General features: G+C 65.4%; 11 protein-coding genes. 9 read left to right on the plus strand and 2 right to left on the minus strand.

The genetic code is table 11. The features are described from left to right. The coding region (locus tag GOOTI_RS06670; protein WP_007237802.1) for an LpqB family beta-propeller domain-containing protein at positions 1-345 on the plus strand (345 nt) is incomplete at its 5' end. A 15-nt stretch (positions 346-360) separates the two neighbouring features. Here the strand turns inward: GOOTI_RS06670 and GOOTI_RS06675 are convergent. Beyond that, on the minus strand, positions 361-1,068 hold the full coding sequence (locus GOOTI_RS06675; RefSeq protein ID WP_007237803.1) for a ComF family protein: 708 nt from the start codon (positions 1,066-1,068) through the stop codon (positions 361-363). Between the two features lie 464 nt (positions 1,069-1,532). On the opposite strand from GOOTI_RS06675, the gene hpf reads away from it, so the two are divergent. The 3 genes from hpf to GOOTI_RS06690 all read left to right on the plus strand — a co-directional run bounded on the left by hpf (position 1,533) and on the right by GOOTI_RS06690 (position 5,994). Then, positions 1,533-2,297 carry a ribosome hibernation-promoting factor, HPF/YfiA family gene (gene hpf, locus GOOTI_RS06680; protein WP_007237804.1) on the plus strand — a complete coding sequence of 255 codons (765 nt, stop codon included), beginning with the start codon at positions 1,533-1,535 and terminating at the stop codon, positions 2,295-2,297. 157 nt (positions 2,298-2,454) lie between these two features. Further along, on the plus strand, positions 2,455-5,319 hold the full coding sequence (secA, locus tag GOOTI_RS06685) for a preprotein translocase subunit SecA (RefSeq protein ID WP_007237805.1): 2,865 nt from the start codon (positions 2,455-2,457) through the stop codon (positions 5,317-5,319). Positions 5,320-5,388: 69 nt separating this feature from the next. Further along, complete coding sequence (locus tag GOOTI_RS06690) at positions 5,389-5,994, plus strand: Rv3235 family protein (RefSeq protein ID WP_007237806.1); 606 nt, start codon at positions 5,389-5,391, stop codon at positions 5,992-5,994. Between the two features lie 23 nt (positions 5,995-6,017). Here GOOTI_RS06690 and GOOTI_RS06695 read toward each other — a convergent pair whose 3' ends face one another. After that, complete coding sequence (locus GOOTI_RS06695) at positions 6,018-7,100, minus strand: 2,3-butanediol dehydrogenase (protein ID WP_007237807.1); 1,083 nt, start codon at positions 7,098-7,100, stop codon at positions 6,018-6,020. A 213-nt stretch (positions 7,101-7,313) separates the two neighbouring features. Here GOOTI_RS06695 and GOOTI_RS06700 point away from each other — a divergent pair, with 213 nt between their 5' ends. The 5 genes from GOOTI_RS06700 to GOOTI_RS06720 all read left to right on the plus strand — a co-directional run. Continuing rightward, entirely contained in the window at positions 7,314-8,786 is a 1,473-nt protein-coding gene (locus GOOTI_RS06700) for a wax ester/triacylglycerol synthase domain-containing protein (RefSeq protein WP_039993660.1), read from the plus strand. A 102-nt stretch (positions 8,787-8,888) separates the two neighbouring features. Continuing rightward, positions 8,889-9,455, plus strand: a complete 567-nt coding sequence (locus tag GOOTI_RS06705; RefSeq protein WP_007237809.1) for a DUF6912 family protein — start codon at positions 8,889-8,891, stop codon at positions 9,453-9,455. A gap of 143 nt (positions 9,456-9,598) precedes the next feature. Then, complete coding sequence (locus tag GOOTI_RS06710) at positions 9,599-10,723, plus strand: ferredoxin reductase (protein WP_007237810.1); 1,125 nt, start codon at positions 9,599-9,601, stop codon at positions 10,721-10,723. 132 nt (positions 10,724-10,855) lie between these two features. Next, positions 10,856-11,962, plus strand: a complete 1,107-nt coding sequence (locus GOOTI_RS06715; RefSeq protein WP_007237811.1) for a GNAT family N-acetyltransferase — start codon at positions 10,856-10,858, stop codon at positions 11,960-11,962. A gap of 188 nt (positions 11,963-12,150) precedes the next feature. Next, a partial coding sequence (locus GOOTI_RS06720; RefSeq protein ID WP_007237812.1) for an NAD(P)-binding protein occupies positions 12,151-13,566 on the plus strand: 1,416 nt, incomplete at its 3' end.

The raw sequence follows: 13,566 nt of genomic DNA on the forward strand, positions 1-13,566 counted from the left end.
AACGAGGACGGACAGGTGGCGCTGGCCAACCCGCGGATCGCCGCGTACAACGTCGGCAACCAGGCGGTGTCGCTGGCCTGGGCGAACGCGGCAACGGTGATGATCGCCCGCGATGCGTCCGATTCGCCGATCGTGCAGCTGCCCATCAACGGGGCGTCGGCGTCTGGACTGATCAGTGGCAATGTGGCGCCTCCCGTGCGCGCCATCACCGCCGACGCGAGCACCGTGTACATCGGCGACCAGCGTGGAGTACTGCGACTCGGTGCTACCAACGGACAGCCCGATCAGTACTGGACCGAGGTCGAGCCGGCGATGTCGCCGACTGCGATTCCGGTTCTGCCATGATCATCACGGCCGCTGTCATGCGGCCGTGATGACCACGACGAGGTCGACGCTGACGCCGTGCTCGGCGAGAGTACGCACGGACTCGGCAGCCGTCGCACCGGTGGTCAGCACGTCGTCGACCAATATCGTCGACGACGTCGACGCGCGGTCGGTGCGCGTGGGTGGCGACCGGATCGCCACGCGCCGCGAGAGATTCCGACGTCGGGCACGCGCGTCGAGCCCAGCGGAGTCACGACCTCCCGGCCTGATCGTCAACAACGGGCGCACACGGGTGCGCTCGCCCAACACGCGCGCTGTGCTGTCGGCGATCGCGGTGACGGTGTCGCCTCCGCGCCTGCGGGCCGCGAGTGGTCGCGTGGGGGCGGGAACCAGACACAGTCGGGTCGCGGGCGGAATCTCGCCCCAGCGCTGGAGCGTGAGCAGGGCCCGGGCGAGCGCATGGCCGAGGGGTTGCGCCAGGTCGCGTCTGCCGTGTTCTTTGAGTTCGATCACCGCGTTGCGGTGCGGACCGCGGTAGCGGCCGAGCGCCCACACGTCGGCCCCGACCGCGACCCGCGGGCGCAGCAGCAGTGGGTCGTCGGCGAGCAACTCGGCGCAGCGCGCGCACCAGCGCGAGTCGGGGGCGTCGCAGCCACCACAGGTGGTGGGGATCATGAGGTCGATGCCCGCGCGCACGACCGCTGCGATGTGCGCACCCACCGGTAATGACATGTCGTCGAGCATGTCGTGCGCCCGTGGGTCGATACGTCGACGTGCCGTATCCCGTTGCCGGACTGTGGATTCGTTCGACGTTGTGAACAAACTGTGCCGCAGCATCGTTGGGCCCTTGGTCCTGTGTTCGACACAACGCTGTGACAAGGAGTCGGAACGATGGCTAACAGGCAAACTTCCGACTACGGTCAAGGGTGCAGGAGGTAGCCGAGTCTCGGTACGGGAGGTGAAGCCCCTGACAGTGGTTGTCAGCCGCCGGTTGGCATGAACGAGTAGCCACTTCCCGACCCTCGTTGCCGAATCGCCAGGTGTTCCCCGCAAGTCACAGCGGAAGCACTTCGCGCTCAACGGCTTTCGAATCATCGAGATCGTCTCACGCGGTTGATCCCGACGGATCCCTTTCCGGGCGAGGATCAGCGTCGACGAGTCTCCATTCGACGGGATCGGGTGTTGGTAGCACACCAGGAGGTAGTCGAATGTCGCAAGTCGTCCATCGTAAGGGTCGCCGCGAACCAAAGGTCGGTGCAGTCACCGACGAGTACGACGCAGAATTCGCTTTTGTACGGCCCCCCGGAACAGTCGAGTCGGATGAGCCGGCCGATCCCAAAGCCACGGTCGTCTTCGCCGGGCGGAACGTCGAAATCCCCGAGCACTATCAGATCTACGTCCGCGACAAGATCGCGCGGCTCGAGAGGTTCGATCTCAACATCTACCGGTTCGACGTCGAACTCAATCACGAACGCAATCGTCGCCAGGCCAAGGCATGCGAGCAGGTGGAGATCACGGCCACCGGCAAGGGGCCTGTGGTTCGGGCCCAGGCATGTGCCGAGAACTTCTATGCGGCCTTCGAGGCCAGCTTCGACAAGGTCGAATCGCGTCTGCGGCGGGTCAAAGACCGTAAGCGGGTGCACCACGGCAACCGCAGGCCGCTGTCGGTGGCCGAGGCCACCGAGGTGGGCGCGCCGCCACTACGCGTCGATCAACTGACCGGCGACGGGGTTCCCGACCGGGACAACCTCGACGGTGCGCAGACCTGGGACGACGGTGTCGCCGACCACATGCCGGGGCAGATCGTGCGTGTGAAGGAACACCCGGCCGTCCCCATGACGGTCGACGACGCGCTCTACGAGATGGAACTGGTGGGGCACGACTTCTTCCTCTTCCACGACAAGGAAACCGATCAGGCGTCGGTGGTCTATCGCCGTCATGCCTTCGATTACGGACTGATCCGACTCGTCTGATCGAAAGTCTGGTCCGGTGCCCGCCAACCCATCCGGTGCACCGATCAGCCTCCCTTCAGGCGACGTCGCTACCATGGAATACGGCCTGCGTTCATGCACTCGCATGCACAGGCCGTATTTCGTGAGTAGTCGACATGAGTAAGGGACTCGATCCACGGTGCTGAACAAGCTGCTGCGCGTCGGCGAAGGCCGCATGGTCAAGCGACTCGATGCGATCGCTTCGCACGTCGAGGCGCTCGAAGACGAGATCGCATCGCTGTCCGATGACGAACTGCAGGCGAAGACCGGTGAGTTCAAGGACCGCGTCGCCGAGGGTGAGACGCTCGACGAACTGCTGCCGGAGGCGTTCGCGGTGGCCCGTGAAGCCGCATGGCGCGTTCTCGACCAGAAGCACTTCCACGTGCAGATCATGGGCGGCGCCGCACTGCACTACGGCAACATCGCCGAGATGAAGACCGGTGAGGGCAAGACCCTGACCTGTGTACTTCCCGCATACCTGAATGCGCTGTCGGGCGACGGCGTGCACGTCGTGACGGTCAACGACTACCTCGCCAAGCGCGACTCCGAGTGGATGGGCCGCGTGCACCGCTTCCTCGGGCTCGAGACAGCGGTGATCCTGACCGGAATGACCCCTGAGCAGCGCAAGGTGGCCTACGCCGCCGACATCACCTACGGCACCAACAACGAGTTCGGCTTCGACTACCTGCGCGACAACATGGCGCATTCGCTCGAAGAACTCGTGCAGCGCGGGCACAACTTCGCCGTTGTCGACGAGGTCGACTCGATTCTGGTGGACGAGGCGCGTACCCCGTTGATCATCTCGGGCCCTGCCGAGGGATCGAGCAAGTGGTACACCGAGTTCGCGCGGATCGCGCCGCTACTCGAGCGCGACGTGCACTACGAGGTCGACATCAAGAAGAAGACGATCGGCGTCCACGAGGCGGGTGTCGAATTCGTCGAGGATCAGCTCGGCATAGACAACCTGTACGAGGCCGCCAATTCGCCGCTCGTCAGCTACCTCAACAACGCGATCAAGGTCAAAGAACTCTTCCATCGCGACAAGGACTACATCGTTCGCAACGGCGACGTGCTCATCGTCGACGAGTTCACCGGTCGTGTGCTCGACGGACGACGCTTCAACGAGGGCCTGCACCAGGCGATAGAGGCCAAGGAAGGCGTCGAGATCAAGGCCGAGAACCAGACGCTCGCCACGATCACGCTGCAGAACTACTTCCGCATGTACGACAAGCTCTCGGGCATGACGGGCACCGCCGAGACCGAGGCCGCCGAGTTCGATCAGATCTACAAGCTCGGTGTGCTCCCGATCCCGACCAACAAGCCGATGATCCGTAAGGATCAGGGCGATCTGATCTACAAGACCGAAGAGGCGAAGTTCGCCGCCGTCGTCGACGACATCACCGAGCGTCACGAGATCGGCCAGCCGGTGCTGATCGGTACGACCAGCGTCGAACGGTCGGAGTATCTCTCGCGTCAGCTCGCCAAGCGGGACGTCCCGCACAGCGTGCTCAACGCCAAGTTCCACGAGCAGGAAGCACAGATCGTCGCCGAGGCAGGCCGACTCGGTGCCGTCACCGTCGCCACCAACATGGCGGGCCGCGGAACCGACGTCGTGCTCGGCGGTAATCCCGACATCATCGCCGACACCCGGCTGCGCAAGGCGGGCCTCGACCCAGTCAACACCCCCGACGAGTACGAGGAGGCGTGGGAGGAAGCGATCACGCTCGCTCGCCGCGAGGCCGCGGAGGAAGCCGACGCGGTGCGCGAGGCGGGTGGTCTGTACGTGCTCGGCACCGAGCGCCACGAATCCCGTCGCATCGACAACCAGCTGCGTGGACGTTCCGGCCGTCAGGGTGACCCGGGCGAATCACGCTTCTACCTCTCGCTCGGCGACGAACTCATGCGCCGGTTCAACGGTGCCGCGCTCGAGACGATCATGAACCGCGTGAACCTGCCCGACGACGTCCCGATCGAGGCGAAGATGGTCACCAAGGCCATCCGCAGCGCGCAGACGCAGGTCGAGCAGCAGAACTTCGAGGTCCGTAAGAACGTCCTCAAGTACGACGAGGTGATGAACGAGCAGCGCAAGGTCATCTATGGCGAGCGCCGCACCATCCTCGAGGGCACCGAGCACCGCGAGCAGATCATGCAGATGATCGCGGAGGTCGTCGGGGCGTACGTCGACGGCGCGACCGCTGAGGGTTACGCCGAGGACTGGGATCTCGAGCAGCTGTGGACGGCGCTGCGCGCGCTGTACCCGACCGAGCTCGATCCGCGAGAAGTGATGGGCGAGAACGAGTTCGGCGAGCGCGACGACATCTCGGCCGAGGAGCTCAAAGAGATCCTCATCGAGGATGCGCAGAAGGCCTACGAGAAGCGTGAAGAGGAGATCACCGCCATCGGCGGAGAGGACGCCATGCGGCAGCTGGAGCGGACGATCCTGCTCAGCGTGCTCGACCGCAAGTGGCGCGATCACCTCTACGAGATGGACTACCTGCGTGAGGGCATCCACCTGCGTTCCATGGCGCAGCGCGACCCCGTGGTCGAGTACCAGCGCGAGGGATACGACATGTTCACGGGCATGCTTGAAGGTCTGAAGGAGGAAACTCTCCAGTACCTGTTCAATGTGCAGGTCCAGGCCGAGCCTGCTCCCACCGTGACCCCTGCGTCCGCAGCCGCGACAGCCGCGGCGGCGGCCGCCCGGCAGCCCGCGATGGCCGGTGCGACGGCGTCACAGAACGGTGCGGGATCACAGGGCGGCGCGGGTGACAACAACGAGGCGCCCGCGGCGTTGCGCGCCGTCGGTGTCGAGGCAGAGGCCGACGTCCCGATGACCTACTCCGGCCCCGATGAGGGCGGTGGCACGACGGTGCATTCGCAGGACGAGGAACTAGACGACCCGGCGTTGGTGTCCGCGTCGCGTCGGGAACGTCGGGCCGCGGCACGTGCGAGCGCGAAGCGTGAGGGCGCGAAGCCGCCGAAGTCGAAGCGACGCCGACGCTGACAAGGCGGGCGCCCCGCACGATCTGAAAGTCATGGGAACCGGACGGGCCTCGGCTGCGTCCGAGTTTCCATGACCAACACCTGCACCGACCATTCGTCCGGATCCGAGCTGAGCGCGGCACCGCCGCGCATCCGCATCCTGCCGGCACCCGCCTACGAACCCCAGGGGTCGGCCGACGTGCCATCGCCGCACGCTGCGCTTCGTGATGACCAATGCGCCGCGCGGTCAGGTCACCGCGTGGCGCAACCAGCCACCGTGACCGGCACCCGCGCGTCGGCTCAACGCGCGGTGGCGATCGCGGCGCGCGAGTTCTCCGTCGGCACGCTGACGATGATCTTCGAGGTCATGGCTCGCCGGCGGCCCGCCTCGCACCTGCAGCACCGCGTGGCTCTGCACGTCGACGACCAGATCGGCGCCCTGGCGCGGACCAGGGTCACCGGGGAGGACGCGTGCATCCCCACCGTACGGCGTGTGCACGTCCAGATGTGTGATGCCGGCGCCGCCGAGATCTTCGGTACGTATGCGCGACAGGGGCGTTCGCGCGCCTTCGCGGGACGTATCGAGCGCGTGCCGTGCCGCGTTCGTGTCCACGGCGACTCACCCGGCGGGCGATACAGCCCGGTGGCCACCCGCGTCGAGTACCGCTGGCAACTCGTCGTCCTGACTCTGGGCTGATCTCGTCGCCCCGGGCGTCGCGATCAGTGGTCGAGGCCTGCTCCCGATGGTGAGACCAGGATCTTCACGGCGGTTTCGTTGCGGTTGATCAGCGTGTCGAAACCCTCGTCGATCAGGTTGTCGAGACCGATGCGGCCGGTGATGAACGGACTGAGGTCGATGCGCCCGCTCTCCACAAGGTCGATGGTCTCCGGGTGGTTGTTCACGTAGGCGATGGTGCCACGCATGTCGATCTCCTTGAGCACCAGTTTCTGCATCTCCACGGTTCCGGGATGACCCCAGATCGACACGACGACAAGCACTCCGGTGGGCTTGAGTGCGTCGAACAACGCGTCGAGCGCGGGTTGGACGGAAGTGCATTCGAATCCGACGTCGGCGCCGGTGCCCCCGGTCAGCTCCCGCACCCGTTCGACAACGGATTCGGCAGAAGGGTCGATCACGTGGTCGGCGACCTTGGCCTCCAACGCTTTTGCGCGACGAAGCGGACTCGGCTCGCTGATGATGGTTGTGATGTCGCGTGCTTTGCAGACGGCCGCGGTGAGAAGACCGATCGGACCGGCACCTGCGATCAGCGCCACCGAGCCCGCACTCGCGCCGCTGCGCTCGACCGCGTGGACGCCGACCGACAGCGGCTCGATGAGAGCAGCCTGGTCGAGCGGCACGGCGTCGGACACCCGGTGGACCCACCGGCGGCGCACCACGATCTTCTCGGCCAGGCCCCCGCCGCAACCTCCGAGTCCGATGAAGTTCATGTCGGGGGAGAGGTGATAGTCATGGCTGTCGGGACCGGTGTCGACGTCGTCGGAGATGATGTAGGGCTCGACGACCACGTGGTCGCCCACACGCAGGTCGGTGACGCCGTCGCCAACCGCGTAGACAACGCCCGACATCTCGTGGCCGAGGGTGACCGGGGCGCTTTCGCCGCTGATGGGATGCGGATGACCGGCAGGCGGGATGAAGATCGGCCCGTCGGCGTACTCGTGCAGGTCCGTTCCGCAGATTCCGCACCAGGCGACGTCGATTCCGACGGTGCCAGGCTCGACGAGCGGCTCGTCGATCTGCTCGATCCTGATGTCTCCCCGATCGTAGTAGCGTGCTGCTCGCATGAGACCTCCTCTTATCAGGGGCGGCGCCGACGGCAGGACGCCTTCGTGTCGATCCTGGCCCCGCACGAGTCCACCGCTGTCACGATGTACGCCACAACAGTTGCAGGGGGTTGCGACGGTCCGGGGAGGTCCGCGCGCGGGTGTTCGTCGAGTACTCTGCGGTCCCGGGTAGAGGGGGACTGTCTTCTGACTGTGCGGGGCTACCATCATGGCGTGGCAAACCGGCTGTCTCCGCGCGAGGCGATGTCCTACTTCCTCGATGGCGCGGGCGCCACGAATCATCTCGGCGCAGTGCTGGTCTTCGCGGGCGACTCCGGTAAGAAGCGCTCCGCGGCGAAAGATCTCGCCACGACGCGGGTGCGCGGCAAGAAGTCGGAGCCGCCGGTGCTCGATTACCCCTCGCTGGTCCGGCTCGTCGAGAATCGCCTACAACTCGTGCCGCTGTACCGGAAGGTGGTGTTGGAGGTCGTGCTCGGTCTCGCCCGCCCGGTCTGGGCCGACGACCCCGATTTCGACATCAACTTCCACATCCGGCGTTCCGGTCTGCCGTCCCCCGGCACGATGGCCGATCTCGAAGATCTCGTCGCCAGAGTCATGTCGCGGCCGCTCGATCGCAGCAGGCCCCTCTGGGAGATGTACCTGATCGAGGGACTCGAGGACGGTGGCTTCGCGATTCTCACCAAGTCACATCGCTGTCTGATCGATGGCGGTGGAGCCGAGATGAGTGAAGTGATCTGCGACGATGAGCCCGACGCCGCGTCGCTGCCTGTCGATGTCTGGATGCCCGGACCACCGCCCGGGTCGACGTCGTTGGCGGTCAACGCACTGGCCGAGGCCCTTGCGCGGCCGGGGGAGCTCATCGATTCGGTGATCGGCGGGAACGGGCTCCTGGGCGAGGCGAGGTCGGTGGTGGTCGGCACGTTCCGGCGGGCGGGGCGTCTGGTGCAGCAACTGACGGACTCTGCGCCGTCGAGCCTGTTGAACGCGACGGGGTCGTCGACCCGTACGTTCGTGTCGGCATCGGTCTCGCGCCGCGACGTGGCCAAGATCGCCGAACGCAACGAGTGCACCGTGAACGACGTCGAACTCGCGATCATCACCGGAGCGATGCGGCTGTGGCTGCTGTCCACGGGAGCGGAGGGTGATTTCGGCGACACGGTGCGAGCTGTGCTGCCGCTCGGTTCGCGACAGTCCGGAGTCCTCGCGCACGAGGAATCACCCGAAACCTGGATCGTCACCGACGAACCGCGCTTTGTCACCGATCTTCCGGTCGGAGAGGCCAACCCACTCGTGCGCCTCGCTCAGGTGGCAGGACTGGCCAACCGGTACGCGCAGTCGTCACGCCGCGTCTCACGCGCCGCGGAACCGTTGTTGGGTGAACTCGGAGTCGTACCGTTCGCGGAGTTCAGCTCTCGTGCGTTCCGATCACTCGACCGACGCGCCTACAACGTGCCGGTCGCGATGAATACGGTCCCGATCCCCCCGCAATACGTGTTGGGGCGCACGGTGTCCGATCTGTTCGTGGTTCCCGGTCTGGTCGCGGGACGTGCCATGGCGGTCGGTGTGTGCGAGTACGCGGGACGAATCGAGTTCGGATTCACCGCCGATCGCGGTGTCATCGATGACCTCGCCCTCATCCGCGACTACGTCCGCGAGTCATACGAGGAACTCGCCGACGCCCGTTAGTGTTGCACCGAGTGCCGGTGTACGACATTCAGGTGTCCCAGGTGGGGTCAGGTGCGGTACCTCCCCGCGGTGCGGGACTGCAGCCGAGGAGGAACGCACACGATGAGGGTCTATTTTCCCGCAACGTTGACCATGTTGCTCGAACTCGACGGCACCGGAGAGTTCCGGCCCGTCGGCGGGACGGGCTTTGCCCTCACCCCTGCCCTGCGCGAGTCGTACTCCTCCGGTGATGACGAAGAACTGGCCGAGGCGGCTATTCGTGAGGCGGCGCGCGCGTCGCTGCGATTGTTGGCCGGTGAGTCCCCGGAACCCGGTGATCCCGATGCCGAGGCCGATCTCGAAGCCGACGAGGCGACGACAAAGCCCGGAGACACCCCTCGGCTGCCGCCGCGTCGTGCTGTGATCGCCGCCGACGTCGACGAGGCGACTCTGCGTCCCGATCTCGACGACGCCGTGGTGAAGGTGTCCGGTCCGATCTCGATGTCGTCGATCGCGTCGGTGCTCGTCGACGGCGCCGACGCCGAGAGTGCGGTCCGGTCGGCAGTGGTGGTGATCGACGCCGCCGACATGGGCGACCAGGATGCGGAGCTGGCGGTCGGCGACGTCGAAGACCACGATCTCGGCTGGTACGCGACGCAGGAACTGCCCTTTCTGCTGGAACTCCTCTGACCGTCCTCCATGGAACCGAAACATGGTTCCGGTCGACATTGCCCGTGTCGTAACCTACGCTTCCGTAGGTTAGTGTGATCGGGTGCGTCGACGGGAGTTCCGACGGTGGAATCCCCGGTCGCGCGGAACGAGGAGTGAGATCGGTGAACCTGCGGGAACTGCGTGAACGTTTCGAGGAACCGGTGTCGGGTGTCGCCACCCGCAGTAGTGCGGCGCGGTGGGCGCGCGCCGCTGTGGCGCGGATCACGACGCCCCTGCTCCCGGACGACTACCTGCATCTGGCCAATCCGCTGTGGTCGGCGCGCGAGCTGCGCGGGCAGGTGGTTTCGGTGACGCCCGAAACCGACGACTCCGCGACCATCCGCATCAGGCCCGGATGGGGTTTCTCGCTCGACTACTCGCCGGGTCAGTACATCGGGATCGGTGTGCTCGTCGATGGCCGCTGGACATGGCGGTCGTATTCGTTGACGTCGGTGCCGGACGTGACCAGGACCGAGGGGACCATTGCGATCACGGTCAAGGCCATGCCTGAGGGGTTCCTCTCGTCTCACCTGGTCAGAGGGCTGCAACCGGGAACCGTGGTACGCCTCGCGGCGCCCAAGGGTGAGTTCGTCCTTCCCGAACCACTGCCGGCGACAGTGCTGTTCCTGACCGCGGGCAGCGGGTTGACGCCGATCATCTCGATGCTGCGCATGATGCGCCACCGCGGTCAGTCCACGAATGTACGGGTCATCCATTCGACTCCGACCCCGGACGACTTGATGTTCGCCGACGAACTCGCCGAGATGGACGAGAGTGGCCTGATCGATCTGCACGTGCAGTACACCAGGACGGACGGCAAGGTCACCGAGCAGTCGCTCGACGAGTTGTGCCCCGACTGGCGTACCCGCGAGACGTGGGCGTGCGGCCCGGGCGGGTTCCTCGAGATGGTCGAAGCAGCCTTCTCTCACGCTGACGTAGCCGAACGACTGCACATCGAGCGGTTCGCTCTCGAGCGCGGTGTGGTCGGCGCCCAGGGCGGGACGGTCACGTTCGGGCGGTCGGGACAGACCGCGGCGGTCGACGGGGCGACGACGCTGCTCGAAGCGGGAGAGCAGGCAGGCGTTCTGATGCCGTTCGGCTGTCGTATGGGCATCTGCCAGAGTTGCGTCGTCATGCTCGACAAGGGATGTGTGCGCGATCTGCGGTCGGGCGACGAGCATGTCGAGGGTGAGCGCATACAGACATGCGTGAGCGCCGCAGCAGGCGACTGCACGCTCGATGTGTGACACACCGCAGCGAGGATCGGTGTTCGCCGAGGTCGAGGGCATGTCACACGGCGGGACGCAGGCGTTGTCCGTCGTGGGCAGAGTCGACGCGTTAGGCTCTGTGGGTGAGGCTGTCGACCACGGAGGATCCGCGTGCGAGCTGAACTGATCGAACTGACCGCCACCAGCGATGTTCCTGTGCTGAGTGACGGCACCATCACACTGCGGGCACATCAGACCGACGACGTCGACCGGATCGTCGGATATGCCACGGATTCGTTGACGATGCGATGGGCGAAGATGCCGTCGCCCTACGGCCGATCCGACGCGGAGCGCCTCATCATCAACGCGTTGCAGGGATGGCGTAACGGTACGTCGATGATCTGGGCGATCGAACACGACGGCCGATTCGTGGGCAGTATCGACCTCCGTGGTCCAGGTCGGATCGTCGACATCGGGTTCGGCCTGCATCCCGATGCCCGCGGAGAGGGGCTGGTACGCCGCGCAATGGTGCTGGCGATGCAGTACGCGGTCGATCGCCGAGATGTCGAAGTGGTGCGCTGGGAGGCCGCCGAGGGCAACCTCACGAGCCTTCGCGCTGCCCATGCTGCGGGTTTCACGCTGGTCGGCCGGCTTCCCGACTGGCTCGAGATGAACAGTGGCGTGGTCGACGCCTGGTGTGGCAAGTGGCACGCGGGTGACAGCTTCGAACCAAAAACCACTTGGCATGCAACGACTTTCGAGACCGAACGGTTCCGGCTGCGACCGCTGGAGGCCAAGGATGACGAGCGTATCCGAGAGACGCTCGACGATCCGATCTCACGTAAGTACCTCTTCGGAAGGCCGGATCCGCTGACTGTCCAACATGCTGCGGCCGAACGCACCCGTAAGTGGTGGACGGCCGCGCGCGGCGAAACCTGCACCTGGGCCGTCGCCGACCGTGAGACCGACACCTACCTCGCCGACATCTCGCTGTTCAAGATCGACCCCGTGGTTGGCGCCGAGATCGGCTTCTACACGCATCCCGACGCGCGCGGTTCTGGCGTGCTGGGGGAGACGTTTCCTGCGTCGGTACAGCACAGTTTCGACGTTCTCGGCCTCCGCAGGTTGACGATGTTCGCAGCCGACTCCAACGAGGGCAGCAAGCGCCTCGCGCTGCGCGCGGGGTTCAACGAGTTCGGCATCCAGCCGCTCGCCGCGAGTTCGGCAGGGAAGATCGAGGACCTCGTCGGATACGAGTTGCTGGCCGACACGCAATAGAGCTGCTCGCGCACTTCAGGCCCGGGTCTCCCGTAGTGGTGGGTGTCTGTCGTTCGACGGACACGGTGCCGTTTGCCTGTCGTACCGTCATCGACCTGGCTGAGCGGGGAATCTAGACTTTCCGGACATCAGATGGTTCGGTCGCCGGTGCGACCGGTGCCGTGTCACGTCCAGCTCGAGGAAATGTCATGTCTCACAACGACGGCGAGCATACATCCAGCGATGGCGGGGGCCATGAAGACGAACCACTACGGGTCGACCTCTGTATCGTGGGCGCGGGCGTCGCGGGGTTGAACGCACTCGCGGTCGCGACGAACTATCTGGATTCGACGAAGCGTGTGGCGCTGATCGACCGCCGCGACGGGCCCGGTGGCATGTGGCGAGACACGTATCCCTATGTGCGCCTTCATCAACCGTACCAACTGTTCACTGCCGGGGACATCCCGTGGGAGTTGCGTCGGGAGCCCGGGTACCTCGCCAACCGACAGGAGGTCGTCGACCACCTCACGCACTGCCGGGACGTGTCGGCCGACCGCGTGCGACTTCACGAGTTCTACGGAGCGACAGTCGAATACCATTCCGAGAGTGATGATCTCGTCCTGGTGCAACTGCGCGACGCCCACGGCGCTGTCCACACAATCGAGACGCCGCGTCTGATCAACGCATACGGGTTCAACGTCACGCCGAATCAGCCTCTGCCGGTGTCGAGTTCGCAGGTGCGCTCGGTATCGCCCGACTTCGTCGATCTCGTGGGACCCGAGTTCACCGCCGACGGCGCCCCGGTGTGGATCGTCGGCAGCGGTAAGACCGCCCTCGACACGGCGTATACGATCATCGCCCGATACCCCGACCGCGAGGTGAACATCGTGGCAGGGTCCGGAACGTTCTTCAACAACCGGGATCAGCTGTTTCCCAACGGGTTTCGACGATGGTGGAGCGGTAAGCCGTTCACCGTTGTGTTCACCGGCGCGGCGGACATGTTCGACGGATGGAACGATCAGGACGTTCGACACGATTTCCGCGACCAGTACACGATTTCTCCGTTCCCACACGCACGGCGCTATATGACGGGAAATCTGTCGGTCGTCGAGTGCGACGCCGTCGCAGCAGGCCTGTCGACAACGGTGATGGAGTACTTCGTCGACGTCGACGACCGGGATGGCAGGCCGTGCATGATTCTTCGTGACGGTCCCGACCTCGAGATCGAGCCGGGGAGTTGGGTGATCAACTGCACGGGATATCTCTTGCACGACGCGCCGACGTATCAGCCGTATGTCACGCCGGGAGGGCGCGTGGTGACGGTGGGCACGACGTCGACCATCTTCCAGTTCTCGACGTACGGGGCGTACTTTCTCACGCACCTCGCGTTCCTCGACAGGCTCGAGTCGGCGCCGCTGTACGCGGTGGACCTGAACGCTCTGGTGCAGCGTGCGCCGGATGCCTCCCTTGCCGTGGTCTGTGCGCTGTCGCTCTACAACTTCGCGGTGCTCGCCGAACAACTGCCGATGAGTGTGTTCACCTCGTGCGGCGTCGACTTCAATCGGTGGTATCCGAAGCCGCGACAGTTCACGACCTCGGCGCGATTCCTTGCCTCTCATCGGCGC

It is taken from the genome of Gordonia otitidis NBRC 100426, from assembly GCF_000248075.1.
GTDB lineage: Bacteria > Actinomycetota > Actinomycetes > Mycobacteriales > Mycobacteriaceae > Gordonia > Gordonia otitidis.